21 protein-coding genes are annotated in these 26,311 nt (G+C 49.0%); 11 read left to right on the top strand and 10 right to left on the bottom strand.

From position 1 onward, the window contains the following. Window positions 1-84 precede the first annotated feature (84 nt). Window positions 85-1,095: a class I SAM-dependent methyltransferase gene (locus Mcas_RS05030; RefSeq protein WP_040334430.1), complete on the bottom strand. Its 1,011-nt coding sequence runs from the start codon at window positions 1,093-1,095 to the stop codon at window positions 85-87. A gap of 908 nt (window positions 1,096-2,003) precedes the next feature. After that, entirely contained in the window at window positions 2,004-3,620 is a 1,617-nt protein-coding gene (locus tag Mcas_RS05020) for a methyl-accepting chemotaxis protein (RefSeq protein ID WP_040334428.1), read from the bottom strand. A 165-nt stretch (window positions 3,621-3,785) separates the two neighbouring features. Between Mcas_RS05020 and Mcas_RS05015 the strand changes: the two genes are divergently transcribed. Continuing rightward, window positions 3,786-4,931 carry a radical SAM/SPASM domain-containing protein gene (locus Mcas_RS05015; RefSeq protein ID WP_081853623.1) on the top strand — a complete coding sequence of 382 codons (1,146 nt, stop codon included), beginning with the start codon at window positions 3,786-3,788 and terminating at the stop codon, window positions 4,929-4,931. Here the strand turns inward: Mcas_RS05015 and Mcas_RS19145 are convergent. Further along, on the bottom strand, window positions 4,888-5,235 hold the full coding sequence (locus tag Mcas_RS19145) for a DUF2752 domain-containing protein (protein WP_162176260.1): 348 nt from the start codon (window positions 5,233-5,235) through the stop codon (window positions 4,888-4,890). The two genes, Mcas_RS05015 and Mcas_RS19145, sit on opposite strands and share 44 nt — an antisense overlap. Before the next feature lie 357 nt (window positions 5,236-5,592). Between Mcas_RS19145 and gyrA the strand changes: the two genes are divergently transcribed. Next, window positions 5,593-8,010 (top strand): DNA gyrase subunit A, encoded by a 2,418-nt coding sequence (gene gyrA / locus Mcas_RS05010; RefSeq protein ID WP_040334426.1) that lies wholly within the window; start codon window positions 5,593-5,595, stop codon window positions 8,008-8,010. 144 nt (window positions 8,011-8,154) lie between these two features. Here gyrA and Mcas_RS05005 read toward each other — a convergent pair whose 3' ends face one another. Beyond that, window positions 8,155-8,562, bottom strand: coding sequence for a bacteriohemerythrin (locus Mcas_RS05005; RefSeq protein WP_040334425.1), 408 nt, complete (start codon window positions 8,560-8,562; stop codon window positions 8,155-8,157). A 357-nt stretch (window positions 8,563-8,919) separates the two neighbouring features. Between Mcas_RS05005 and extKL the strand changes: the two genes are divergently transcribed. After that, on the top strand, window positions 8,920-10,185 hold the full coding sequence (gene extKL, locus Mcas_RS05000; RefSeq protein WP_040334424.1) for a multiheme c-type cytochrome (seleno)protein ExtKL: 1,266 nt from the start codon (window positions 8,920-8,922) through the stop codon (window positions 10,183-10,185). Between the two features lie 300 nt (window positions 10,186-10,485). Here extKL and Mcas_RS04995 read toward each other — a convergent pair whose 3' ends face one another. Further along, window positions 10,486-10,692 (bottom strand): dodecin family protein, encoded by a 207-nt coding sequence (locus Mcas_RS04995; RefSeq protein ID WP_040334423.1) that lies wholly within the window; start codon window positions 10,690-10,692, stop codon window positions 10,486-10,488. Between the two features lie 154 nt (window positions 10,693-10,846). Here Mcas_RS04995 and Mcas_RS04990 point away from each other — a divergent pair, with 154 nt between their 5' ends. The 5 genes from Mcas_RS04990 (at window position 10,847) to recJ (ending at window position 14,983) form a co-directional block, all read left to right on the top strand. Continuing rightward, window positions 10,847-11,383, top strand: coding sequence for a KdsC family phosphatase (locus Mcas_RS04990; RefSeq protein WP_040334422.1), 537 nt, complete (start codon window positions 10,847-10,849; stop codon window positions 11,381-11,383). Continuing rightward, entirely contained in the window at window positions 11,364-11,897 is a 534-nt protein-coding gene (gene pgsA / locus Mcas_RS04985; protein ID WP_040334421.1) for a CDP-diacylglycerol--glycerol-3-phosphate 3-phosphatidyltransferase, read from the top strand. The genes Mcas_RS04990 and pgsA overlap by 20 nt, the downstream gene beginning before the upstream one ends. Next, window positions 11,894-12,499 carry a glycerol-3-phosphate 1-O-acyltransferase PlsY gene (gene plsY, locus Mcas_RS04980; protein ID WP_200873634.1) on the top strand — a complete coding sequence of 202 codons (606 nt, stop codon included), beginning with the start codon at window positions 11,894-11,896 and terminating at the stop codon, window positions 12,497-12,499. The genes pgsA and plsY overlap by 4 nt, the downstream gene beginning before the upstream one ends. Then, the gene (queC, locus tag Mcas_RS04975) at window positions 12,492-13,160 is read left to right on the top strand and encodes a 7-cyano-7-deazaguanine synthase QueC (protein WP_040334420.1); all 669 of its coding nucleotides are present in this window, start codon (window positions 12,492-12,494) and stop codon (window positions 13,158-13,160) included. The genes plsY and queC overlap by 8 nt, the downstream gene beginning before the upstream one ends. An 89-nt stretch (window positions 13,161-13,249) precedes the next feature. Beyond that, the gene (gene recJ / locus Mcas_RS04970; RefSeq protein ID WP_052566872.1) at window positions 13,250-14,983 is read left to right on the top strand and encodes a single-stranded-DNA-specific exonuclease RecJ; all 1,734 of its coding nucleotides are present in this window, start codon (window positions 13,250-13,252) and stop codon (window positions 14,981-14,983) included. 162 nt (window positions 14,984-15,145) lie between these two features. On the opposite strand, the gene Mcas_RS04965 is transcribed toward recJ, so the two are convergent. Together Mcas_RS04965 and Mcas_RS04960 are read right to left on the bottom strand one after the other, a co-directional pair. Further along, window positions 15,146-16,837, bottom strand: coding sequence for a M6 family metalloprotease domain-containing protein (locus Mcas_RS04965; protein WP_040334419.1), 1,692 nt, complete (start codon window positions 16,835-16,837; stop codon window positions 15,146-15,148). Between the two features lie 111 nt (window positions 16,838-16,948). Next, complete coding sequence (locus Mcas_RS04960; RefSeq protein ID WP_162176259.1) at window positions 16,949-18,178, bottom strand: NAD(P)/FAD-dependent oxidoreductase; 1,230 nt, start codon at window positions 18,176-18,178, stop codon at window positions 16,949-16,951. A gap of 114 nt (window positions 18,179-18,292) precedes the next feature. Between Mcas_RS04960 and Mcas_RS04955 the strand changes: the two genes are divergently transcribed. Together Mcas_RS04955 and Mcas_RS04950 are read left to right on the top strand one after the other, a co-directional pair. Then, window positions 18,293-18,472 (top strand): hypothetical protein, encoded by a 180-nt coding sequence (locus tag Mcas_RS04955; protein ID WP_040334418.1) that lies wholly within the window; start codon window positions 18,293-18,295, stop codon window positions 18,470-18,472. Continuing rightward, entirely contained in the window at window positions 18,469-18,744 is a 276-nt protein-coding gene (locus tag Mcas_RS04950) for a hypothetical protein (protein ID WP_040334417.1), read from the top strand. The genes Mcas_RS04955 and Mcas_RS04950 overlap by 4 nt, the downstream gene beginning before the upstream one ends. 135 nt (window positions 18,745-18,879) lie before the next feature. Here Mcas_RS04950 and ruvB read toward each other — a convergent pair whose 3' ends face one another. From ruvB to Mcas_RS16290, 3 genes are read right to left on the bottom strand one after another with little or no spacing between them, the layout of a single operon-like run. Next, on the bottom strand, window positions 18,880-19,857 hold the full coding sequence (gene ruvB / locus Mcas_RS04945) for a Holliday junction branch migration DNA helicase RuvB (RefSeq protein WP_040334510.1): 978 nt from the start codon (window positions 19,855-19,857) through the stop codon (window positions 18,880-18,882). Window positions 19,858-19,886: 29 nt separating this feature from the next. Further along, a complete protein-coding gene (gene ruvA, locus Mcas_RS04940; protein WP_040334416.1) occupies window positions 19,887-20,471 on the bottom strand; it encodes a Holliday junction branch migration protein RuvA in 585 nt (194 codons plus the stop codon). A gap of 52 nt (window positions 20,472-20,523) precedes the next feature. Next, window positions 20,524-21,393, bottom strand: a complete 870-nt coding sequence (locus Mcas_RS16290) for an RpnC/YadD family protein (protein ID WP_052566870.1) — start codon at window positions 21,391-21,393, stop codon at window positions 20,524-20,526. A 287-nt stretch (window positions 21,394-21,680) separates the two neighbouring features. Here Mcas_RS16290 and Mcas_RS04930 point away from each other — a divergent pair, with 287 nt between their 5' ends. Further along, window positions 21,681-26,258, top strand: coding sequence for an Ig-like domain-containing domain (locus Mcas_RS04930; RefSeq protein ID WP_040334415.1), 4,578 nt, complete (start codon window positions 21,681-21,683; stop codon window positions 26,256-26,258). The last annotated feature ends 53 nt before the right edge of the window (window positions 26,259-26,311 follow it).

Raw genomic sequence — 26,311 nt, 5'->3', positions numbered from 1 at the left:
TTTAAATCATTATAAAATATAAAAAATAACTAATCTGAAACAAGGTGAAATTTTTTATACTAAAGCCCCGAACTCTTACAATTGCTATAAAAAAGACATCGCTATCTTATAATTACTGATACCGTGATTTCCCAGAATCGTTTCAATATCCCTTGAGTACATCGAGGTTACCAGTACCATATCAATTTCGGCCATATGCTCTTTAAGGTTGTTGACATTGATGACCTTTAGGTTGCCTTCCTGGCCATCCTTAAAGCTGTCAGCGAAGAACCTTACCTCGATGTCCTTTCTCTGTATTGCAATATTGTTTCTCATGCGACGGCCAAAGTTACCGGAGCCATAGAGGCATAATCGGGCATTTGGGGGTAGGGCATCAAGTGAAGTCATGTATTTATTTTCCGGTAGTTTGATATTTCGGTTTTGTTCGTCTTTCCTTATTATGGCAATTCCACAGTAATCGATGTGAACAAGGTCAATGTTAAAGTGGAGTTGTTTAAGCTCCTGGACAAATTGATAGACGTCTTTTATTACACGCACATGAGGGCAACTGGAATCATGGATTGCCAGTATGCCATTGTCCCTGAGCATTGGCCAGTAGGCCAGGAAATCCGACTTTACCCCTTCGTAGCTATGATCGCCGTCGAGCATGATAAAATCCAGCTCTCCATTAGTAACTTCCCTTACCTTATCGAGAGTTGACGGGGCAACTGAGGGGCCAATTATCAACTCCGATCTGTCATCCAGGACATTGTTTTGAAGATACTTTATAAGGTGTGCCGGATTGAGTTCAACCGAGACAAATTTGTCGAAGAATTCCCTGAAAAGCAGATGCGCCCCCCCTCTGAAAAAACCCGTTTCAAGGCCCACCGAACGATTTTTCATTGCCTCAATCATCCCCAAGACGGTCGTAAACTCCCTCACTCCCTGCTGAATATAAATATCCTTAAGGGGATCATATTGCATCCCATGCAAGTCTGAGCCCCATACCACATCAACAGACTCCATAATGGTGGTATGAACCCTTGGCCTTCCTGCTTCATGGCTATTTGCTCTTGTAACCGTAGCCTCAAAGCTGTCGATTAAATCATCAATCATATGACTCTCCTTCATTATACAATGCATGCTCTTGTGCTATCTAAAAAAACTTGTCACGCTTTTTTTAGTATCCTCTTTGTATTTCATGGTAACTATGCTGTTACGCATCCTGGATTCCTGGTCAAGCCAGGAATGACACAATTGGAAAACGGTTGTAACTGTCATTCCTGCGAAACATGTCCCCCTGTTCGAGCCAGGGGCAAGCTCTGGCTTGAACAGAGAAGGGAGCAGGAATCCATGTCTTTAAACCATGAAGTTAATCTACCATGCTGTTTAAAGAGGATACCTTATTTTATACTACAACCCTGCCTTTGCTGTCAACTATTGTAAATTTGTGGGTGCATAAATTTTTGGTGGCGTCAGGCTGCATCCTTTAGATGCGTGACAATATTGCTCCATTGTCCAGACGCAGACAATGCTTTTAGTGATACAATAGACTAAACGTGATTCTTTAGCATTTTGTATGGGTAACTCTTACTACCTTTGCAGAAAGAACCCTCCCCTAACCCCTCCCATAAAGGGAGGGGGATTTGTGCTGGTATCTTTGACATATTTTAATTTCCCTCCCCTTGTGGGAGGGAATACAAGGGAGGGGCCTCCTAAAACATTTGTGAGGGCTAAAAAAAACCGCCACCACTTTTTTATGCACCCCGGCCAAGGGTACCGAAATCAGGGCGGTTGGTATGGCACCGCAGAACAGCTCAAGAACTCCGTATGAAGGGTGACAAGAAGATAGTGCCCGATACCATGGTCGTAGGTGGCAACCTGGGGTCAATTGATGGCCTGGCCGCTTCCCTGATAAAGTTCCTGGGAGAAAAGGACCTGAAAGTTTAAAAAATCAAGCGTCTGAAAGAAAGGGCAAAGGGTGTCGGCCCCGTAATCGCTCCAATCTGCAATATAGCGCAACCCTACTCTAACAGCTTTGAAGTGCGGTTACGTCCAACACTGAACTGACTGACGATATCCCGCAGGCGCTTTGAGAGCGTCACCAGATGCGAGGATGCCTGTGACACAACATCCGTACACACGGAGGTATTCCTTGAACTCGTTGCTATTGTTTCTATATCCCTGGTGACGTTGTCTGCAACCGAAGTCATCTCATCCGTGGCAGAGGCAATGCTTGACAACACCTCCTGGAGCCTGGTAACACTGGATAAGATATCCTCCAGCGATTTACCGGCTTGCATGGAATATGATACACCGTCACTGACCCTCTGGAGACTGCCCTGCATGGAGGTAATGACCTTGATGGTCTCCCCCTGCATTGTGGTTATCATGGAGCTTATTTCGGTTGTAGCCTTTGAGGTTTTTTCAGCGAGCTTTCTTACTTCGTCGGCAACAACGGCAAATCCTCTGCCCTGTTCCCCTGCCCTGGCCGCCTCTATGGCCGCATTTAAGGCCAGGAGGTTGGTCTGATCCGCTATGTCGTTGATAACCTTTACGATGTCACCTATCTGGTTTGAGCGGTTGCCAAGGGATTCCACCAAAGAGGCCGATTCCCTGACCGTTTCATCTATCATCTTTACTTCATTTACCGTTTGTCCTACCACCTTTGAGCCTTTGCGTGCTATCTCCACGGTACTGCTTGCCGACAACGCTATATCTGATATGTTCTTTGCTATGTCCGAGACCGTCTGGGACATCTCTTCTATGGAAGTGGCTATCTGGGTGGTGCGTTCTGCCTGGTTGATTACGTCGGTTGACATCTTACCGGAGCTGTTTTTAAGGTTTCCGCTGGCATCTGACATGGCATCGGCAGCATCCTTGACCTCGCTTATAATGTCCTTGAGACTTGTAACCATATTGTTAAGCCCCTGCGATAGCTTTCCTACCTCGTCCTGGGCGTCGTATTGAAAACGAACCTTCAAGTCTCCAGATGCGATCAACTCCAGGTCCCTTGCCAAATCAACAAGAGGCTGGTGGGTAAACTTAAACGTAAACGTAAAAATAAGAATTACACTTACCAGTCCAAGCGCTCCCAGGGCTATAAATATGTACTCGATTTTCTTAAGACTTCCCAGTGTCCTGGCCATTGACACAGTAATGCTGACAGCCCCCAATACCTCTCCCTCACGTACATTGTGACAGCCCAGACAGTCCTTACCCATGAAGTTCCTACTTGCAACGTATGGATAAACGCCACGTATGTTCTCGCCCTCTATCACAACCTTCTCCGAGCCGGTGGTGATCACATCTCGTTCAACGGAGTCTGCGGCATACTCATCCGCATTTCCCTTGCCGTAGTCTCTGTCAAGGGCATCGGTTCTGAGCAGTTTTATCTTAACTATGTTGTTCATCTGCTCGATAAACGGCCTTTTACTTTCTTTTATGTTACCTGCCAACATCATTGTAGTGAGGGCATTTAACACGGTATCCTTGTATCCTCTGATGGCGCCATCTCGTATCTCGTTTATCACGAGATGCTTTGATAACTTCACCGTGACGACCACCGTCGCAATGATGCCTATAAATGTTATTAATATGATTGGCACTAAGGTCTTTGTCCCTATGGATACGTTCTTCATAACAATACTCCCTAATAAAGTCTTTTTAATGTTACACCAATAAGAGATTTATAATCTTTAAGTCTGTCCTGATAAACTACTGTTATATATTATCACGATTTTCTTAATTGTGTAAACACGGCGTTTGGTTCTCTCAAAAAAACTATGGCGCTATGTCACATATAAATGCTACCATCAACTGTGTCAATAATCGGGACGACATTGTGGCGGCTGATAGTTAGCAAGCTGCCCCCTGTAACGCATTCCCTGGTGGATAGCGTCTTTGCCGGAAAGCGGTATGTCAGGAGGAAGGTAGCCAATCTGGCATTAAATGCGCTGGAGGCATCTCTGCAGAGGAGTTCGTTGATAAGCTACCCTATCTACATGGTCATCGACCCGACAAACCACTGCAACCTGCGCTGTGCGCTGTGTCCGACGTGGCAGGACACGCAGGGCAGACCAAAGGGGATGATGGTGCTGGATGCGTATAAGAGGCTCCTGGATGAGGTTGGCCCGTATGTCTTTGGCGTGTATCTGTGTAACTGGGGAGAGCCGCTGTTAAACCGGCATCTTGCCGAAATGATCAGGTATGCCAAGGGGTACAACACAATAGTGGGTTTCAGCACCAATCTCAACCGTCTCAACGACAATACCGCAAAGGACATTGTTGCCTCCGGTGTAGACCTGATCGTCCTGTCCATTGACGGGGCCACCCAGGACAGCTATGGACAGTACCGCGTCGGTGGCAATTTCTCAACGGTGATGGCCAACATTGAGAGGCTGCTTTCCTTCAGAGAGGCTTCAAAGCCGTTTCCGCAACTGATATGGCAGTTTCTCGTAAACAGGTACAACGAGGGCGAGGTGGAGGCGGCAGGGCAGATTGCCCGTGGCTATGGGATAGCGTTTTCGCCTTCCCCGCTGCGGACGCACATGGGCAAGGAGCTGTTGATGCCTCTGTACGCACGCCTCAACGAGGACGCCTCCTGGCTGCCACAGGACAACTCCTACAGTCGATACGCATATGAGATAGCCCCCGGTACGAGGACAAGGCAGCATAGTTGCAAGTGGTTGTGGGACGCCTCCGTTGTCAACTGGGACGGCTCCGTGGCGCCGTGTTGTGGCGTCTACGAAAAGAGCTGGGACTTCGATAACTGTTTTGGTGCACGCGGCACGTTTCGCAGGGTGTGGAACTCCCCACAGTATCAACACGCACGACGCCTGGTGCGGGCTTACACCAAAAGAATGCCTTCAATGTTGCCGTTGCACAAACGCTGCAAGGACGCAGGGATTATCTGTGCCAACTGCGTTGAGTATGGATTTCTGGAGGACTAACCCGGGAGGGTAGGTAAAAACCAGTCAACCAGTTTAGTATTAACGAGCAGAAAATAACATACAGGTAAACTCTAAATATTTTATCGATCCGTGGATTCCCTGTCCTGGAATTTTTTGCCACGAGATACAACCGGTACGGGATTTGCAAGATAACGAAGACATATACGATTATCCCTGCCCGATTGTATTGCCAAGCCTTATCCAGGCGCATCCTGCTAATGCTTATAAAGCTCCTTGTCAACCCACAACCGGGGCAATTTATATGGAAAAGATTCTTGAATGCGCATATATCCGGTAACGTCATGCCATTAAGAGAAACGGAACATCCGTCCTCAATGGACAAGATACGCGACAAGACCAAAATCGAGAGGCATAGCACTAAAATGTATACATTACTGTTATCTCTAAGCACTTTGATTACGGGCATTCTAGTGCCAGATCAATCCTCCTGGAAATCGCGACACCAAAAACAATGCATTGACACCTTCCTTTAAAAAAAAATTACTCGAACAAGTATGCAATTTAGTCGTTAAATCTGTCAACATGAAGATACAGCTTACAGCTTTATACACCGAAAGTTGTTTTTCCCGGGTGCAAAAAGGTATCATAAAGGGATTAAGATTGACTCAAAATAGAAAATTAAAGGCAGGGAGAGTATAAAATGACTACGCTACAAGTGAGCATAGAAGACGAGATGAAGGTCTGTTACCTGGATTACGCCATGAGCGTGATCATAGGCCGGGCATTGCCTGACGTCAGGGATGGCCTCAAGCCGGTGCAGAGGAGGATACTCTATGCGATGTTCAGGGAGGGACTGCTCTCCAACAAGAGGTACTCAAAGTGCGCCGGTGTGGTGGGCGAGGTCTTAAAGAAGTACCACCCCCACGGTGACAGTGCGGTCTACGATGCCCTGGTGAGACTGGCGCAGGATTTTAATATGCGCTATCCGCTGATTGACGGACAGGGCAACTTTGGCTCGATGGATGGTGATCCGGCAGCGGCTTACCGGTATACGGAGGCCAGGTTGGCCAAGATCGCCGAAGAACTGTTACTGGACATCGACAAGGAGACCGTTGACTTCATCCCCAACTTCGACGAAACCACCGAGGAACCAATCGTGCTGCCGGCGTGTCTGCCCAACCTGATGATCAATGGGGCCGCAGGCATAGCAGTGGGCATGGCAACCAACATCCCCCCGCACAACCTGGGCGAAGTGACAGACGCTCTGGTGCATCTGCTCGAAAACCCTGCAGCGGACACCGCCGCTCTGATGAACTACATCAAGGGGCCGGACTTCCCCACCGGAGGCATCATATTTGGCCTCAACGGCATCACCGAGGCATACGAAAAGGGCAGGGGACAAATCCGTGTCCGGGCACGGGCGGTCATCGAGCAAAAGCAACGCGGAGGGGACAGCATCATTATCACGGAGATGCCGTATCAGGTCAACAAGGCCCGAATGCTGGAGAAGATCGCACAACTGGTCAGGGAGAAAAATATCGAGGGTATATCCGACCTGCGCGATGAGTCCGACAGGGATGGCATCAGAGTGGTCATAGAGCTAAAGAAAGACGAAATGGCACAGGTCGTGCTCAACAACCTCTACAAGCACACGCAGATGGAGGTCACCTTTGGCATAATCATGCTGGCGCTCTCAGGCGGACAACCACACGTGATGCCTCTTAAGACCGTCCTGCAGCACTTCCTGCAGCACAGACGCGAGGTCATCATCAGACGCACCAGGCACGACCTCAGAAAGGCCCTGGAGCGGGCACACATCCTCGAAGGTCTCAAGACGGCCATCGATAACCTCGACGCCATAATCAACCTCATCAGGACATCCGAAAGCCCCGATGTGGCAAAGGCCGCCCTGGTCAACAACTATCCCCTTAGCGACATCCAGGCACAGGCGATCCTTGAGATGCGTCTGCAACGTCTGACCGGCCTGGAGAGGGAGAAGATCGTGGCCGAGTACGAACACACCCTCAAAGAGATAGAGCGCCTGAGGTCGATCCTCGCCAGCAATGCACTCATCGCCGAAATCATCAGGGGCGAACTCCTCCAGATAAAGGAAAAGTACGCAGACGAACGCAGGACGGAGATCGTTTCGGACATACAGCAGATATCCATCGAGGACCTCATCACGGAGGAGGAGATGGTCATCACTGTGTCGCACAATGGCTACATCAAACGCAATCCGCTGTCGGAGTACCGTCAGCAGCGTCGTGGCGGCAAGGGGATGACGAGCATGGAGACACGTGATGAGGACTATGTTCAGCAGTTATTCATAGGTTCCACGCACAACTACATCCTGTTTTTTTCAAATTTTGGCCGTCTGTACTGGCTGAAGATATATCAGATACCGGAGGCCGGCAGGACTGCCAAGGGCAAGGCCATCGTCAACCTCCTGCAACTGCAACCGGGTGAAATCATAGCGACGGCCCTTCCGATCAAGGGGTTTGACAAGGGCTACCTGATCATGTTTACCAAGAAGGGGATCGTCAAAAAGACCTTGCTCAGTGAGTTTAGCAATCCTCGAGGCAAAGGGATCATCGCTATCAGCATAGACGAGGACGATGAGCTGATGGCCGTGCGCTATGCCGATGGTCAATCGGACGTGTTGATTGGCACGCGTCTGGGACACGCCATACGTTTCAATGAGGAGGACGTGCGTTCAACGGGCAGGGCCTCCAGGGGTGTCAAGGGCATAAAGCTCAAAAAGGACGACGAGGTCGTATCGGCGGAGGTCGTTGAGGACAAGACGACGTTGTTGAATGTGACGGAGTTTGGTTTTGGCAAGCGTTCCAGTTTGCAGGAGTATCCGCTTCAGGCTCGTGGCGGGCAGGGGGTTATATCGATAAAGGTTACGGAAAAGGGCGGCAAGGTGGTTGGCCTGATACAGGTTAGGGATGAGGACGAAATAATGGTGGTGACCAAGACCGGCAAGAGTATCAGGACCATCGCCAGTGCCATCTCCGTAACCGGGCGTAACACGCAGGGCGTAAAACTAATGGACGTCGGCAAGGACAACATGATCATGAGTATCGGCAAGGCCGCCGAAAAGGATAGGGTCGAATAAAACAAACGGCTTTGCGTGTGTGTTTTGATTACGATCACCTTTATGTATGACAAAACTTGCCTTAAGCTATACTCATGTGACCTCCAGCCAGGTGGACGGTTCCACCTGACATAACCGCCCACTTCTTCTTTTTTTTCTGAGAGACTAGTGTACGCCCTTTTGGTTGAGGAAGGCGGCAAACGTCCTGTCTTTGTCGAGGATGTGATCGTTTAGCCACTTCTTGAGGAAGTTCATGACCTCTACGGTAACTACCATCTTGCCGTCTGCAAATTGCTTCTGCAGGTCAAGCACCTGTTTTGTCAGCTTATCATGCTCGGTCTTGTGCTTGTTGTTGTCGTTGTACTTGTACTGTGCCATTAACTTCTCTTCGTATGCGAAGTGGTCCTTTGTATAGCCAATCAACTCTCCAAGTACCTTGCCCATCACTGCTGCCCCCTTACCACCCTGCATGGCGCCGTAGAGTTCATTGATGATATCGACAAGTTTTTTGTGCTGATTGTCTATATCCGCTGCGTTTACTGCCAACTTACTGCTCCAGTCGATAAACTGCATCTTTAGAGTTTCTCCCTGCAAATAAAATGCTGATAGCCATAAATTATGGCCTTTGGACAATAGCATATTGCATTTCAGCGTGGGGCGTCAGTGACCATGGTTACACAGCATTGGTGCTCATTTGAAGTTATCTGCATGTCCCTTGGTAAGGATAAAAAAAATACTTGCTTTTTTTTTGCCATAATGTTATAACACAATATTATTGCAATTTATATAATAGATAAAAAGAAAGGCGGTGATTGTCGGGAAACGGTTTAGACGTTAACGTGAGAGAAGCAGACAGAGAAGTGGTTTAATTTTGGTATTTAAACAGACGAAAAAAAAGTAGTACGTATTAAATGTTAGGAGGTTTAATACATGAGAACGTTGAAGTTGTTTGTATTGTTAACACTAGCTATTGGGCTTCTTGTTCCGTCAATTGTAATGGCTAGAGCTGATGACAGCGGTAAAGAGGTAAAGACCGTTAAAGAACTGATAGCTATGTATGACTCAACAAGGTGTAAGCAGTGTCATGAACAGATTTATAAGGATTGGGAGAAATCTCTCCATTCCAAACCGCTAATCGGTCCTTTTAGCAAGACGCTCGGTACGTTGATTGATTATATGAAGCAGCGTGATGGTGAACTCAAGAAATCCCGCGAGATCACAAAGAGCATTAAAGATTACATGATGCCTTGCTTTATCTGTCACATTCCACAGCTGCAGGATGCCTCGGAGGCGGCCGCGCAAGAAATAGCCGATGCCGTTGTCAAACAGGACTTTGATATCATCGAAAAGCTCCAGATCAACTGCATAATCTGCCATAACAGAGACGCCCTTGTCAGAACGTTCAGAGATGGCGCCCCGGCACCAGACACCATCTATGGCAACAAAGACCTTGGTGGTGCACATGCCGATTCAGTATTTACAAAATCCAAGCGTGCAGAAATGATGGAGGACTCATCCTTCTGTGGCCGCTGCCACCAGGGACCAAACCTCCTGCACTCGGCCGAGCCTATGTGGTGCGTATCCAACTACGACAGCATGGTGCAGAACTATATCCCTAATGGTGGGGATAAGGGTTGCCAGGATTGCCATATGAGGGCGCCTAATACAGGGCACCGCTTCCCGCCAAACTATGACGACAGGGAATTCCAGATGAAGAGGCTCAAGGAGCATATCAAATTTGACGTCTCTGCAATGGCCTATACCTTCAAGGTCAAGTTACCAGAGGTCCTGTCAATCCCGCAGGTTGTTATAAAGACAAAGGTCACTCATGACATCGGACACAGGTTCCCGGATGGTTGCCCATCTCCCACACACTTCTCGCTAAAGGTCAAGGTAAAATCCAAGGACGGCAAGGAGATATTCTCAGAGACAAAGTACTACATGCCTCAGAAAAAACTGGGCTATCAGGATAACACTATGGTATTTGCCTCGCTGAGAAAACTCAACCTGATGAGAGACACATCGCTTCAGCCGTTTAAGGCCAACGAGGAGACCTTTGAGGTCAAACTGCCCCCTGGCGTAGAGGATGCCGTAGTGGAGGCCTCCCTGACACTGGTTGTCGAACCGGGCGTAAAGGATTCAGTGTACGAGCTGGGTACATTTACAAAAGAGGTCAGTCTCAAAGGACATAAATAAAGCGCAATAAAATGGGAGTCTTCCATGACTCCCGCAAAAAAGGTGATAGCAGAGAGCAAGGATTAAGATATCATGGTGTGTTAGCCTTGTTCTTTGCGCTCTTTGATTCCTGCCTGCGCATAAACGGCACCGTCAGACTCTCACAGGTCAGCGTCGTTCATGCACAGGTGTTTTTTTTACCCACCTCCACCGTTGCCCACCTCCACCGTGTCTGTTCCCGCCTCTGTAAACCCTTCCAGCATCTTACATCTTATCACCCTTTGACTTTCGATACACAATATTTCAATGCATATCTAATGGCTAGTGTGCTTCGACCCTGAAGGAAACCTCGGCCTTTACCCGGAATGCGTCTACGCTGCCGTCTTCTTTCATTTTTACGTCAAATTCCGTTACGAGGATGCGTGTGATGTGTCTCAGGCTTGCCTGTGCCTCTTTGATAAGATTTGTCGTTGCCTCTTCCCAACTAACCGGTGATTGTCCTACTAAAATTACAACCTTCGATACCATAACTTACCTCCTTTTAGGGTTTGCTGATATTTACAAGATATATAATCCTCACCACCTATGCTAATTATATGTTACATAAAAATTGCAACACAAGTCAACCCCCTGTCCTCTGCCCCTTCTTTTTCTGTGACCTGTCCGTGTATAATAAAAGGCGATGGAAATATCTCATGATATTATAGCCAGGGCCAGGGAGGTCAGGGCCGTGGTACTGGACGTAGACGGCGTGCTCACAGATGGCAGCATTGTGCTGGATGCCCGCGCAGAGGAGCTCAAGACCTTCAACGTCAGAGACGGACAAGGTATCAAGATGCTCCAGAGGGCGGGCATTGTTGTGTGCATAATATCGGGCAGGTCATCCAGGGCTGTTGAGAGTCGGGCAACAGAGCTTGGAATAACCGAGTGCTTCCTGGGATGTGACCAAAAAGGCGGGGTCTACCAACAGTTCAAGGCCAGATACCAGCTCAGGGATGAGGAGGTTGCCTGCATGGGCGATGACCTCTCAGACATTGTGATACTCAAAAAGGCTGGACTGGCCATTACCGTATCCGATGGCGATGAGTATACCGGGGGACACTGCCACTACGTTACAACAAGGCCGGGCGGAAAGGGCGCCGTCAGAGAGGTCTGCGATATGATACTCAAGGCAAAGGGCCTCTATAACGGGATCGTTGATGGGTACGCTGCGGTTTAACATCCCCACGCTCTTGACACTGAGCAGGATAGTGCTTATTCCGGTGTTTATAGTTGTTACGCCGGGGCATCCGCTGTGGGGGGCCGTGGTGTTTGGGATTGCCTCGATAACGGACTTCTTGGATGGCTACCTTGCCCGTCACTTGGGACAGATCACCGAGTTTGGCGTAATCCTCGACCCTGTGGCCGATAAGTTTCTGGTGATATCGGCGTTGTTCCTGCTGGTGAGCATGGGAAGCCTGTCCGTGTGGCTTGCCACGATTATCACGGTCAGGGAATTTCTGGTCACGACCCTGAGGGTCGTTGCACTGTCAAAGAAGATCATAATAAAGGCCGAACTCGGAGGCAAACTGAAAACGGCTGCACAGATAACCGGAATCCTCTGCCTGATCCTCGAAGACACCCTCTTTGGAATCAACCTCTATGGGATCGGCGTGGTAACGATCTGGATATCGGTGGTGCTGGCCATCGTCTCCGGGATACAGTATACCGTTGTGTTTTGGAAAAAGGTATGATGCACACAGCAACGTATGCAGGCTTGTGTGTGGCGGCATTTTTAGCGGGGTCGATCCCCTTTGGGCTGTTGATTGCCAGGGCAAAGGGCATCGATCTCAGGACCGTTGGCAGCCGTAACATTGGCGCCACAAACGTCCTGCGCAGCGTGGGCAAGCTCCCCGCACTCTTTACACTCCTGGCCGACATCTTTAAAGGGGCAATCTTCGTTGCACTTGGCAGGCATCTGGGGGTTGGAGTAACCGTGGAGGGGGTTATCGGACTTTGTGCGGTACTGGGACACATCTTTTCGGTCTTTCTGGCATTTAAGGGGGGCAAGGGGGTTGCCACTGCCCTGGGGGTCTTTGTCATCTACAGTCCGGGGGCGTGGGGGGTAACCGTTGTGACGTGGCTGATAACGGCATTTGTCACAAGGTATTCCTCACTTGCCGCATTGACGGCCTTTGCGCTCCTGCCTGGATACATATACATCATTGATCGCTCAATGGTCAAGGTGATAATCGGCATTGTTGTTACAGTTGTTATCTTTTTCAAACACAGGGACAATATCAGCAGACTCCTGCATGGCACTGAAAAGAAGATAGGCCGGAAATCCGATGCCTAGCTGCGTGGTGCTCCTAAGCGGTGGGATAGACTCCTCAACGACCCTGGCCATAGCCCATGCCGAGGGATTTGAGCTCAACGCCCTGACAATCGACTACGGACAACGCCACAGGGTGGAAATAGAGTGCGCCAGGACGGTTGCCCGAAGGTTTTCCGTCAGGAGGCACCTTGTCCTGCCCCTTGACATGACAGCAATAGGCGGTTCAGCACTCACAACACAGGACATCGACGTCCCAAAGGACAGGTTCTCAGACGTGGACGGAGCTGCGGCAAACGACATTCCTGCGACCTACGTACCGGCCAGAAACACCGTTTTTCTGTCGCTTGCGCTGGCCTGGGCCGAAACGCTTGAGGCAGATAACATCTTTATAGGCGTCAATGCCGTTGACTACAGCGGCTATCCCGACTGTCGCCCGGAGTTCATCCATGCCTTTGAGGAGATGGCCAACCTGGCAACAAAGATATCCGCAGAGGGAAGGCTCCGGTTTACGGTTCGCACGCCGTTGATCTCAATGTCCAAGGTCGAAATCATACGGAGGGGACGGGAGCTGGGACTGGATTACTCCATGACCTGGAGCTGCTATGACCCAACCCCGACGGGTAAGCCATGTATGCGGTGCGATAGCTGTATCATCAGAGAAAATGCGTTGAGGGAAAAATGATCTTTACATTAATTCATCCTTGTTATGATATTATATACTATAGGCTTAAATTTATCAGATATGATAGCAATGCTGATTTCTAACGATATATGATGCAAAAGAGATGGATTATAAACAGAACCAACAGGGAGTTTGTAGATTACCTGTCCAAGGCTGCGGGGATTTCGCCTATAGTGGCGCAAATAATGATCAACCGCGGCATCAAAACCCCCGAGAAGGTAAAGAATTTTTTTTCGGCCTCCCTCAACGCCTTGTCTGACCCTTACGAGCTTCCTGGGATGTCGGTGGCCGTTGAACGCATAATGGGCGCCATAAACAACGGCCAACGCATCCTTGTCCATGGAGATTACGACGCCGATGGCACAACGGCCACTGCCATACTGGTTGAGACGCTGCTGAGGCTTGGTGGGCATGTAGATTACTTTATCCCCACAAGGTTCAAGCATGGCTATGGCTTTCACACGGCGGCAGTAGAGATTGCAAGGGATAACAACGTCGGGCTTATCATAACGGTCGATTGCGGCATCAGCTCCTTTGAGGCCGTGGAGTTGGCAAACACTTGCGACATAGACGTCATCATAACCGACCATCATGAACCACTGTGGAAAGACAAGGACACCGTTGGCCAAGAGGGGAGCACTGCATCTGTCGTGTTGCCTGCCGCCTTTTGCATCGTCAATCCGAAGCTGACGGGTGTGGACAATCCACTTTCCATACTGACGGGTGCCGGTGTGTCCTTGAAGCTGTCCATAGCGCTGATGGCAAGGGGGTATAATGTTGGTGATTTCACGACACTCCTGGATATCGCCGCAATTGGCACAATAGCCGACGTGGCACCGCTGGTTGGTGAAAATAGGGTGATAGTCAAGGAGGGTCTGCGGGTGCTTGCGGAGAAGAAGCGGATAGGGTTGAGGGCGCTTCTGGAGTTGACCGGTATAAGTGAGCGAGCCTTGGAACCTGACCTCATGTCCTACTCAGTCATACCTCGGATCAATGCCGCCGGCAGGATGGCTGATGCCACTTCCGTGGTCAAACTGATGATCACGAACTCTGTCGAAGAAGCCGAAACCATCGCCAGATACCTCAACAACGTCAATCTCGAAAGGCAGCGTGTTGAGGAGTATGTGCTTGAGATGTCACTGATTCAGGTCAGGCGCAAGGGGTTTGACAAGGTGATAATCATTGCCGATGAGGGTTGGCATGAGGGCGTGTTGGGAATAGTGGCCTCAAAGATGGTTGACCGCTACGGTTTGCCTGCCGTGGTCTTTTCCATAAAGAATGGGGTAGCCAGGGGGTCGGCCAGGAGCGTACCGGAGTTGGACATCTGTGATGCCATATCCCATTGCTCGGAGTGTGTCATACAGTTTGGCGGGCACAGGCAGGCGGCAGGGCTTACCCTAAAAGCAGAGGATATAGACAGATTTGAGACCCTTATCAATGAGCACGTAAAAAATACCATCGCCAACAGCAATTTTACCCCCACAATAAGCATTGATGCCGACGTCGCACTCAAAGACGTAAACGCCAAACTCCTGACCGAACTGTCAAGGCTTACCCCTTATGGCTATGGCAATCCGGAGCCAATCCTCGGGTCAAAGGGGCTGATGGCGCTAAATCCCAGGGTCGTTGGCAAAAACCACCTCAAGCTAAGACTTGGCTACAACGGTTACATAATTGATGCCATCGCCTATGACCTCGGAGGTTATCTGCAGGAGCTGTCGATGCACGAACGATTCGATGCTGCCTTTACGCCCACCATCAACTCCTACAATGGCATCAGATCCGTGCAACTCAACGTAAAGGCCTTCAGACCAAGCGATTGAGAGAGAAGGAAAGAAGGAGGGCGGCGGAGCTTCTTTTCCGCTCCAGGTCGCACCTGGCCCTCCTCAGACCTCCCCCGCAAGGGGAGGGGCGAGGCGCCCCGGCCACGAAGAAGCCCCCTTGACCCCATTTTACCATGCTTTTTTAAGAGGATACGTCAAATCTTAGTCTGCGTTGCTGAATTGCCTGCGTCTTACCCTGTACATGACGATAGAAGAGAGCGTTATAATCCCTATGATCGACCACGCATCCAGCGTTGGAACGGTGTACACTTTACTGAAAACGGCCGTCATCGTCGTTGCCGTTGCAGAGATGGCGCTAATTGAGACCCAACTTAATGAACCGTTGTATAGATTGCTGTTTGGTGTTGATGCGGCATTAAACGCTGTGGCATTACCTGCGTACCAGAGATTGGTATTTTGGCCGTAGTGACCTACTGACATCTGATAATTGTCTGCCGTTTCGAGGTTTACCAGGCGATGATTTTCATTGGTGTTAGTTGACATACTTGTATCGACATGAAAGATGGCCAGCCCGCCTCCAAAGCCTGCCCCTAACCAATTTTCAAGCCCCAGGTCGTATCCTGCGGCCTGTCTGTTTTCAACGAGAAAGTATTCGGTAGCGTTAGCCGTTGTTGCCCTGTAGACGGTGTTGGCAGAGGTTGCGTTTGTATGGCCTGCCGCCACAATGGATACGGAACCATCCCCTATGGCTCCATCGACCCAACCGCGGATATACTTGCTGTAGGCACAGGGTAAGACAGGGGTTGCTCCCGACCACGTATCGGTGTTTGCCTTTCCCCAACTCCCCGAAGACATGAGACCAAAAGCCCCTATGCCCTCAGAAGAGTCGTCCGTGTCGTACAGGTCTACCCATTTGAAGATCAGATGCCCCAACTCATGCACCATAATCCCTATTGTTGCTTGATGTGCATTGGCAACGGCATTGGTCTTATGCACTTCACCAAACATGGCATAGCCGCCATCTCCGTTGTGATATGCCCCCACGGTTTTACCATCCACCACGGGCGGTGCAACGTTGAAGATGGACCACTGATGTCCCCACACATTAGGCGTCGCGGGAGTTGCCGAGTAAGATGCCTCATATCCGGCAGCTATGACTACAACAGCCAACTCGTTGGTATCAACATAACCATCGCTATTTGTGTCGTAGGCAGCAAAGTTTACAGAAGGGTCTGCTGCAACAATTGCGTCTTTTGCTAACTGCTGGTTGGCTGTGCCAGTGCTATCCCCTGTGTTTGGATGTGCGTAGCCAATGTTGATCCAGTCAATAACGCCGTTGTTGTTTGTGCCTGATGTTTCGTTAGCCGGTGTCAGCGTAACCTTACCGTAGGATGCCTTGCTGTAATAATCGGCGATATTGGTTGAAAGCAAGGTTGCAAAGTTCGCCTCAGTGTATGTGGAATTCTGGTCCGTAAACTTTACCAGGATAAATAAAACTTTCCCCGAAAAGGTACCGTTAGGGGCAGACTTCGGGTTCACTTTGCTCTTGACAGACACTTTTTTTTTCAGTTCTTCCGTTGGCAGCATTATGTGTTTGTTTAATTGCGCTGGTGGGGAATGGTGGGCCCTTACGTTTGTCAGGATGGGTGTGTTGTTGGAATATGACGATATGTAATACCAGTAACCATCGTCTGACTTTGCCACTGAATACCCCTCTACGGTTTCAATCCAGTTGTGCCACTCATCTCCCCTCTGTCTTACCTGAAAACTACTGCCGTCGGGTTGTGTGATAGTAGAAGTCTCAGGATTTGCCGGAACTGCCTCTGCTAACGTCATCATCCCCACTGTCAACATGATGAGCAAACTACCAATAAACGCAAAAAACCCCTTCATATATTACATAATCCTTTCTCTCAATATATTTAGAATGCCTAAGACATCCCTGCAGGATTTATCGGTACAGGCAGAGGGAAACTTTAGACGCTAAAAAGAATAGCGGCTTTATTAAGCAGAGGGGTTTTTCAGGAAGCTGATGACATCCTGGACGCCCTTGTTGGCGTTGAGGAGGCTTGAGCAGTCAATCTTTTTTTCGATGGCCTTCTTAACGGCTGCCGACAGCTTTATGCTGCCAAGGAGTATTGCCCCTGCCATGTGGTCGTTGCGGAACATGAAGTAGTAATAGCTGCCATCGTCTAGTTCGCCTTCGATCACCTTGTCGTTGTCGCTATCGGGATTGATTTCGCCGATGCTGAACATGTCGTAACCGAGTACCTTGAGCATATTGGAGCGCGGCATACCTTTAAACTCGGCGTGTTGCCCTGCGGCATTTGTGCCGGCAATGCTCCCCTGGGACATGGAAGCGACCCACGTGCCGTAGATGACCCCCTCGTGTTCTGCGGCGTCTCCGGCGGCATAGACGTCGGGGTCGGATGTTGCCATGGTGTCATCGACAATGATCCCGTTGTTTACGGTAAGCCCTGCCTTGCCGGCAAGGTCGGTGTTTGAACGTACCCCCGTGGTGACGATGACCATGTCGGTTGCTATTTCGGTACCGTTGTCGAGCACGACGGAGTCGGCACGCTGTTGGCCAATGATCTCACGGGTTTTGACGCCGTTGTGTATGGTAAAGTCCTTGCTTATATGCCGTTGCAGGATATTTCCGGCCTTTTGGTTGAGTTGTCTTGGCAGCAACCAGTCGTAGCCCTCAAGCAACGTCACATTCACGCCACGCTTTGACAGCGCCCCGGCCGTCTCAAGCCCCAGCAGTCCCCCACCGATGCATACGCAACGTGTCTGTCCCTGGCAGTTGTCGAGCAGGAACTCGGCGTCGGCCATCGTCCGCAGTACCGTGACGTTTGACTTGTCGGCCCCCGTAATGGCAGGCACAAACGGCTGAGAGCCTACCGTAAGGATCAACTTGTCGTAGGATTGCGTGCTGCCATCGGTCATGGCGAGAGTCTTGTTTTGCAGGTCGATGCCGCTTAACTCGGCGCCCAGGAGGATGTCTATGTCTTTGTCTTTATACCAGCTTGCGGGGTGTATTTCAAGCTCTTTGTTGCTGACCTCTCCGGCGAGATAGCGGGTGAGGTTTATCCGATAGTATGGCAGGTAGGGTTCCTTCGATATAAGGATTACCTTGGCCTGGGCGGACACCTTCCTGGCAGCCTCCGCTGCCGATACCCCGGCAATCCCACCGCCCACGATCACAATCCTGTTGATTGGCGCATCACTCATATCGAAGATAGTATACCACGGTCGATTAAAAATGTAAAGTGTCCGAATTGCCTCACTTAAAAATCTATACGAAATTATAATAAACCTCATATAACAACATTATAGGAGGTTTATATGTCGTTAAAGATGAACGAAAGGCAAGCAGTAACAAAGGTATTTGCCGAAAGATACAAAGCAGCAAATAAGAAGCAAAAAAAAGTGATTCTCAACGAATTCATAGATTTGGCAGGATATGGCCGATGCTATGCAGGCTATTTGCTGAGAATAAACGGAAAACAGGTTACATCGTATTGAATGAACTCTATGGTTATCTAAGATTATACACCAATTTCTTCCAGCCAGTGATGAAATTAATAGCGAAGGTAAGGATTGGTAGCAAAATTTCTAAAAAATACGAAAAGTCTAAAACTCCTTATCAAAGGGTTCTGGAGTCAGAACATATTCCACAACAAAACAAGGAGCAACTCCGGCAACAATATGCGTTGCTAAATCCCGCTGCTCTAAAACGAAACATTGGCCGTTTGCAAGAAGAACTTCAGAACCTCGTTGCCTTTAAAAAACATTAGCGAGCATGACTTGGCCAAATACAGACCACCACCACACCTAAGACTACTTTCATATAGATACTTACGGAGGCAACACGGGTGAGCAAGTCAGGGCATTTCTTTTTTGCATTGCACACAATCGAAACGCTCCATAAGTCAGAACAGCCTGTGCGGGAGGTCTATACCCATGTGCTGGTATGCAAGCCTTGTGGCAAGTCTGCCGCGCGGGGTTCTTTCGATCAACCCCTCCTGTATGAGGAACGGCTCATAGACGTCCTCGATGGTGTCCTTTTCCTCGCTGACCGATGCGGCAAGGGTGTCAAGGCCAACGGGGCCACCGTTGTACTTTTCGATGATGGTCTGCAGGAGTCTCCTGTCCATCTCATCCAGGCCCATTTTGTCTATGTTCATAGCCAGGAGTGAGCTATCGGTTATGGCAATATCAATGATGCCGTTGTTTTTGACCTGTGCGAAGTCCCTGACCCTTCGTAACAGCCTGTTTGCGATTCTCGGGGTTGCGCGAGCCCGTTTTGCGATCTCCAGTGCGGCGTCATCGTTTATCCTGACGTTGAGTATTTTGGCCGAACGCTTCACGATAATTACAAGCTCATCGGCGCTGTAGTACTGCAACCTGTTGATGACACCAAAGCGGTCCCTCAGCGGTGAGGTCAGAAGGCCTGTGCGTGTGGTTGCCCCCGCCAGGGTGAACCGCGGGAGGTTGAGCTTGAGGGTTCTGGCATTTGGCCCCTGACCAATGAGGATATCGAGCTTGAAGTCCTCCATGGCAGGGTACAGCACCTCCTCTACGACACGTGGCATCCTGTGGATTTCGTCTATGAACAGGATGTCGTGCTCTGAGAGGTTTGTCAGTATGGCGGCCAGGTCGCCCTGTCTCTCCAGGACGGGGCCGGAGGTGGACTTTATGTTGACCTTGAGTTCGGTGGCGATGATGTTTGCAAGCGTGGTCTTTCCAAGTCCGGGGGGGCCGCAGAACAATATGTGGTCAAGCGGTTCGCCACGTCCCCTGGCTGCCTCAATAAAGACGCTGAGATTGTCCTTGAGTCTGTCCTGGCCAATGAAGTCGTCAAAGGTCTTTGGTCTGAGTGTGACCTCCGTTGTGATATCCTCCTTCATGGTGCCGGGTTGACAGATGTCGTCTTTTTTCAATTGCTGGAGGTTCCCGTTGCACCCTCTGAGAGGTATTTCAGCGCCTCCCTGATGAGGGCCTCAATGTCTTTTATGCCTCGTTTGTTGAGCAAATCGAGGGTGGTAACGATGTCTGCCTTTTTGTATCCGAGCGTCAACAGTGCAGAGAGGGCGTCTTCGTACTGGGTGTCCTTTGCAGGTACGATCGAAGGCAACTTTCCCTTGAGTTCAAGGATAAGCCTCTGGGCCGTTTTTTTGCCGATACCGGGAATGCGTGACAACATCGCCACGTCCTCCCCCTCAATGGCCGCCGCAAATCGCTCCACAGACAACCCCGACAACGTGGCCAAGGCTATCCTCGGCCCTATGCCCGAGACGCCGATAAGCCTGCTAAAGAGCAACCTCTCCTCATCTCGCATAAATCCATACAACTGCAGTGCGTCCTCCCTGACGTGCGTATGGATGTATAGAAACACCTCATTGCCTTCCCCGGGAAGCTCACTGTTGATGGCAACATGCACCTCGTACCCCACACCGTTTGTCTCTACCAGGACCTCCGTTGCCCTCTTGCGCATCAACCTGCCCCTGAGCGAACCTATCATAGCGAGCCTGTCATCTTTGTCGCTTTAATGATATCAGCAGGTCTGCGAAGGTTCAGTTTATCAGCCGGACAAGTTCGTCAATGCTGGAGGCTTCACGTATGTAGCCTTTTATCTTCTTTAAGTTGTCCAGACTATCGATCTTGCTGATCTTTTCCATTAAGAGCAAGCCGGTACTGCCAAACTTTACCTCAAGGGCAAGCTCTACACCTTCAAGCAATCCCTTTTCCAACCCCTGCGACAGACCCTGCGATAGACCCTGCGACAGACCTTGCTTAAACCTTACATCACTCTCGATGTCATATACTAATGCCATGTTTTCTAACTCCTTACATATATACTCTTGCAGATCCCTTGTCAGCGACATTATTTCTATTTGCTTTATGTACTTACTCAGGAGCGTCTCCTCACTAACAAAGGCCCTGACGCGCTGAAGCAGCTCCGTCAAATATACCTCGGCACCCTTACCCTGAAGATTGCACAGCACCGCTATGACCATCTCCTGAGGCCTCATCGAATACAAAAACACCTCACAATCTATCTCTCTCATGTCTATCATGTTATACCGATAGTGTACATCAGGCTCAACAATAGTTTCTGCCATCGTCAACGGTTTGTTACCAATATAGAAGACATATTGTATCACAGGGAGTTTATGTATCTGCGTCATATGACACCAGTATCTCAGCATCCTGTAGACCATGTCTTTATCATTGGTCAATTGAAACTCTATGTGAACAATGATAGTTTCACCCTGCACTGTAACCACTTTTAAGAGAAAATCGGCCTCCCTCTCATCGGTGACCTGCATCTTGCTCTCTATGGCAGTGACACTCACAGCGTCTATCTTCATCACCCTGGAGAGTAGAACGTCAACAACCTCACGCATGGTCTCCTTGGTTATCTTATCATACTGACCCGACATACTCTTATCATACATCTTTTGTGTAAGTTTTGACAATAGTGACCAAAATCACACTTGCGGACTTTAATAAAGACACACATCCATCCCAATTGACAATATCTTTATCCACTATGTTAATATTCTAGTATGCTTCATTTGAAAGCTAAAAAGTGCAAAAGTAATTAGGATGATATAAAATATAACATTGTCAAATTACCATAAATATAAAGAAGATACGGTAATAGTTTAGCTAAATCATGCAGTCTTTGATTGCTGTCACCAATCCTTGACTTTCGGAGGTATTAGGTATGGTTAGTTTTAATGCTTTTGGTGTTGCTACTAACAGGGCACTAAAGGGTGTCCTGATAATATCGATGTTTGTCTTATTGCTATTGGCAATGAGTGCATTGGCCTTTGCAAATGACAGGGAATCCCCTCAAGGATCAATACCGGATGGACCACCAGGAGGTGCAGCAGGCTCCCCGAAAGAGCGCATATGGCATGTGGATGTCAACTCTGGTTGTAACTACTCAGACTACGACGTTGATTTAGTTATAGGCGAGGACCCGGCTCAGATTGAAAATACACTTCTGAGGTTGAGTGCGTGGGATGTGGACTACAACGATCCACATGACTGTAAGGGAGGCATTGAGGTAGACTATGTGTATCTCAACGGAAAGAAACTGGGACAGTTTCAGGGGGCAAATAACTCATGGAGCATAAATACCTTTAGCATATCGCCCGGAGATTTGATAAAGGGGACTAACAAGATAATGGTAAACACTGACGCCACAAATACAGGATGTTGGTGTGTGGGCATAGGATATGTAGAGGTAGCGGGTACGGTAGGTTTTGATATAACGGAGTTCACGCCCGGCAGCAACAGTAAAAACATCCTATGGGACAAGCCCAATATAACGGTAAAATTTAGTAGTGAGTTAGACACCGGCACGATGAACAGAGACACGATTAAGCTGGATTATCGGGACAGGTCAGGTAATTGGGTGGATGTTGACTACAGATTAGCCCATGCGTCATATAAAGAGGTACATGTGATTCTTGCAGCGGACCTAAAAGACGGTATCCGTTATCGTATGAGGGTAATTGGCGGGGAGAACGGGATAAAGGGCAAAGGTGGCGCTACGCTTGATGGCACAACGGAGTGGACATTCTGGACAATGGTCAATCTCGATGGTCAAACCAACCTCAGACATCCCCCAAATACAACGAAAGATAAGTTGCAGATCACATGGTTTAACACGTTGCGCAACAAGAACTTGGTTAAACACAAGAGAGTCGCTAACCGTATCTATGTCTTGTGGGACGAGAACTATGACGTGTTTCATGAAGACCAGGTTGAGAGATTTGATGCAAATGTGACACTTGGCTGGTGCACAGGTCAGCAAACAATGAATTTGTCTATTCGACGTCCTGATATGTACCATAAAGTTGAGAGAGAAAGTGCAAGTAATACGGCAAATTTTTATCATCTCCATTTCGATGATAATGAAACATATAAACTGACGGTAGAGCCATCGCCACAGCAAACAGAGAGAAGGGTATTTGAAAAAGAGGTAGTGGCAACAATAGATGTAAGCAACAGAACTCTCCAGACAAAGGTCTACGCCTGTGATATGGCCGGGTGGTTTAATGGAGCCATCGCCGCAGACCTGGCAGCCGCTAAATCAATGTTTGAGGAGGGGGCAAGGTATACAACAGAGGTCTTCCCAATATCCAGATTTGACTACACCTATACCGGGGTTGGTAATACAATTGAAGAAATTCCTAGCGGTCACGGGGGGTTTGGCATGACATACAAGGGCTTTGAGTATTCACCGTGGTTGGATAATGCAATTAACCACAATACAGTACAGGGCAATAACGCTACGTGTGAGAATGTCAGAAAGGTTGAGATAACCGAAGGCGGTGTTACCAAGACACTGGATGAGAAGGATGTGGTAATTAATTACATGACAAATCTTCTTGGTGATAGTAAGTTCATTGTGGGCCTGGTGCCTGGTGACGCAATGCCCACCACGCTTGGCTCCAACACATCTTGCATAACCGGGTTAAGTAATAACTCAAAACACGTTATCCTCTTACTTGGAGGGACATTTAATGAAAGTACGGTAGCACATGAGATAGGTCATGAGTATGGCCTGGCAAAAACGACCGGAGCTGGATGTACAGATAGACACAATAATGATGGCAGTGGGATAGAAGGCTTCAGGGTTAACTACGGCAATAACAAGTCTTTTACTGAGGGTAATAGTGAATTTCGTGAGCAGAATATCGCAGATTGTAACGGAATTCAGTATCCGACATCGGTCGTACCTGTGATGTATCAGAGCAAACAACCTACTACGTTTAGATGGATGAGGGAGGATGACTATAACCATCTGTTTACTTCGATTCCCAATAGTGTGGCAGTGGCCTCAGCAGCAGCAGCGGCCTCAGGGGACTGGCTGGTTGTCCAGGGGTATGTGGACGACTCAGGGGCAATAGATATAGTCTCCCCGCTATACCGGATAACACAGAGAAACATAGCCCCCCCAAGTGGCACTGGCTACACGGCAAGTCTGCTTGATGCCTCCGGAGCCGTAATAGGCGGGGCCAGTGGCACCTACTCTTTTGGGCCGGATCAGTTATTCGTCACGTTGGATGATGGCAGGACAATAACGACTGCCAGCAAGATGTTCATCTTTACAATCCCCTATGATGATACCGCCCAGAGTCTAAGCCTCACCGGTCCAACCAGCACAAAGACAATAGACAGGGCATCCTATGGCAGCGCACCATCGGGAGTTGGTTTTACCTATCCCACAGATGGCGCTACACTAACCGGCAAGGTAACCCTGAAGTGGACCGGCACAGATGACGGCGGAAGGCTCTACTACCGCCTGGAACACAGTCCCAATGGCACAGACTGGAATCCGCTGGCACATGCCTTAGCCGCTACCACCTACAGTATAGATACCACCAAATTTGCCTCCGGAGCAAACCATAAACTGGCGCTTATTGCATACGATGGCTTTAACTCAGTCCGAAAAGAGATATCCATACACGTCAACAACACCGTAAACATAGCCCAGACAGTCCCTGGTAACACAGAACAAAATGTCAGTGAAGGAACTTTTGTGTTGGTAGATTTTGTTACCCCTATGGATGCATCCACTATAAACAGTGATACGTTTAAGGTAAGACTAGGCAGTGTCCCTGTAGCAGGCAGAGTTACATATAACAGCACCTTAAACAGAGCGATTTTTGTACCGACAGATAACCTGCTCTCCAAGCGCATCTATACTGGAATCATTTCTGGCGGGCCAACCGGCGTAAAGGATCAGCAGGGCAACATACGGACATCATCCTACATCTGGACATTCACGACCGGACAAACCAAGGTCATCCCTGTTGCTGTAACATCTACCCCGGAGAAGGGTTCAACCAATGTGCCGATAAGTACGCTCATAACGGCCACATTCAACACGGATATTCTAAGCAGCACCGTTAACACATCCTCCTTTACAGTCGCCGATGCCTCTGGTGCCTCCGTAGCAGGCAGCGTTACATACAATGCCTCAACTAAGAGAGCCATTTTTACCCCATCTGCAAACCTCTCCCCTAATACCACTTACACCGCGACTTTGACAACCGCCATCACTGATACAAATACCCCCGCTAATAGTATTGCCTCTGATTACTCCTGGGGCTTTACTACCGGTACTACGAAAAACAGTGGGGTTGTAATCAATAAGGTTGAATACGACTTAGGCAAAGACCTAAATGGCGATGGTCTCTACGATACCCTGGTAGTAAGGGTTCAGGCTGAGGTTACAAATCCCGGTACATTCAATCTGAATGCGCAGTTGAAGGACCAAAGTGGATTGGATATCCAGTGGAACTATAAAACCATAGAGGCCTCATCAAAGGGCGTTTACTCGATAGACCTGGAGTTTAACGGCTCAACCATAGCCGCACACGGAGTCGATGGCCCATACGTTGTAGCCAACCTGCTCATATATCACGCATCTAACCCCGGCGTGTATAACTTAATGCGTGGGAGCTATCAGACGTATCCGTACAAGGCATCCAGTTTCTATTCCGCTATACGACTATCTCCAATCCCCAACATATCGGTGGCACAGGATTCTACCAATACGGATGTGGTAAACCTTGAGTCATATGCCTGGCATATGAGCCTCCCCGTTACCTCCCTCACATACACAAAGCTGTTGGATACCGAACCCAAGGCAGGGGTGAGCATCAACGCCAAACACATGCTCGACATTAAACCAACAACCGGATTCACCGGCTCTACGGATGTTACGGTTGAACTAAAGGACAGCTCCGGCAACAGGGCATTGTACATTGTACGTATAAATGTATCGCCCGCCTATAAGTTCGATAAACCAGGGTTGTACATGATATCCCTGTCAAACCAACCGACAGACAACAATCTCTCAAGCGTACTAAAGTCAATCGACGGAAAGTATGATAGTATATGGGGTTACGCAAACAACCAGTGGTACGTCTATAAGCAAGGCAGTTCCCTGAACAACCTCGACAAAATTGAAGCAGGCAAGGGATATTATATCAGCATGAAGGAGGCTGCAAATCTAACCACGGTGGGAGCTGCAATTGCCTCTAAGAACATTAGCCTTGCAAAGGGCTGGAACCTGGTAGGTTTTAACTCAATGGAGGCCAAACCAATGGCCGATGCCCTTGACTCAATAACCGGGAGATATCTGGCAGTCTTTGCCTACATCAATGGCAAGTGGCAGTTGTATGACCCAAGCAACCTGGCAGCCAGTGACCTCACTACGATGACACCGGGATACGGGTATTGGATATACGCAGTGATGGATACCAATTGGTCTTTGCAGTAAGAGCGGTCTCAGGGTGGACGTCTGTACTTAGCGGACGTTCATCCTGACTTACA

Origin of the sequence: Candidatus Magnetobacterium casense (assembly GCF_000714715.1) — a bacterium.
Taxonomy (GTDB): domain Bacteria; phylum Nitrospirota; class Thermodesulfovibrionia; order Thermodesulfovibrionales; family Magnetobacteriaceae; genus Magnetobacterium; species Magnetobacterium casense.
The sequence above is the reverse complement of the archived record's forward strand: the minus strand, read 5'-3'. Positions and strand labels throughout refer to the sequence as shown.

Excerpts from the sequence above, each read along its gene's own strand:
- ruvA (WP_040334416.1), bottom strand. The coding sequence starts at position 20,471 with ATGATAGGTTCGCTCAGGGGCAGGTTGATGCGCAAGAGGGCAACGGAG.
- Mcas_RS19145 (WP_162176260.1), bottom strand. The coding sequence starts at position 5,235 with ATGACGTTACCGGATATATGCGCATTCAAGAATCTTTTCCATATAAAT.
- Mcas_RS04990 (WP_040334422.1), top strand. The coding sequence starts at position 10,847 with ATGGAAATATCTCATGATATTATAGCCAGGGCCAGGGAGGTCAGGGCC.
- ruvB (WP_040334510.1), bottom strand. The coding sequence starts at position 19,857 with ATGAAGGAGGATATCACAACGGAGGTCACACTCAGACCAAAGACCTTT.
- Mcas_RS04960 (WP_162176259.1), bottom strand. The coding sequence starts at position 18,178 with ATGAGTGATGCGCCAATCAACAGGATTGTGATCGTGGGCGGTGGGATT.
- Mcas_RS05020 (WP_040334428.1), bottom strand. The coding sequence starts at position 3,620 with ATGAAGAACGTATCCATAGGGACAAAGACCTTAGTGCCAATCATATTA.
- pgsA (WP_040334421.1), top strand. The coding sequence starts at position 11,364 with ATGGGTACGCTGCGGTTTAACATCCCCACGCTCTTGACACTGAGCAGG.
- Mcas_RS05015 (WP_081853623.1), top strand. The coding sequence starts at position 3,786 with ATGCTACCATCAACTGTGTCAATAATCGGGACGACATTGTGGCGGCTG.
- Mcas_RS04995 (WP_040334423.1), bottom strand. The coding sequence starts at position 10,692 with ATGGTATCGAAGGTTGTAATTTTAGTAGGACAATCACCGGTTAGTTGG.
- queC (WP_040334420.1), top strand. The coding sequence starts at position 12,492 with ATGCCTAGCTGCGTGGTGCTCCTAAGCGGTGGGATAGACTCCTCAACG.
- Mcas_RS04965 (WP_040334419.1), bottom strand. The coding sequence starts at position 16,837 with ATGAAGGGGTTTTTTGCGTTTATTGGTAGTTTGCTCATCATGTTGACA.
- Mcas_RS04955 (WP_040334418.1), top strand. The coding sequence starts at position 18,293 with ATGTCGTTAAAGATGAACGAAAGGCAAGCAGTAACAAAGGTATTTGCC.
- Mcas_RS16290 (WP_052566870.1), bottom strand. The coding sequence starts at position 21,393 with ATGTCGGGTCAGTATGATAAGATAACCAAGGAGACCATGCGTGAGGTT.
- gyrA (WP_040334426.1), top strand. The coding sequence starts at position 5,593 with ATGACTACGCTACAAGTGAGCATAGAAGACGAGATGAAGGTCTGTTAC.
- Mcas_RS04930 (WP_040334415.1), top strand. The coding sequence starts at position 21,681 with ATGGTTAGTTTTAATGCTTTTGGTGTTGCTACTAACAGGGCACTAAAG.
- Mcas_RS05005 (WP_040334425.1), bottom strand. The coding sequence starts at position 8,562 with ATGCAGTTTATCGACTGGAGCAGTAAGTTGGCAGTAAACGCAGCGGAT.
- plsY (WP_200873634.1), top strand. The coding sequence starts at position 11,894 with ATGATGCACACAGCAACGTATGCAGGCTTGTGTGTGGCGGCATTTTTA.
- extKL (WP_040334424.1), top strand. The coding sequence starts at position 8,920 with ATGAGAACGTTGAAGTTGTTTGTATTGTTAACACTAGCTATTGGGCTT.
- recJ (WP_052566872.1), top strand. The coding sequence starts at position 13,250 with ATGATGCAAAAGAGATGGATTATAAACAGAACCAACAGGGAGTTTGTA.
- Mcas_RS05030 (WP_040334430.1), bottom strand. The coding sequence starts at position 1,095 with ATGATTGATGATTTAATCGACAGCTTTGAGGCTACGGTTACAAGAGCA.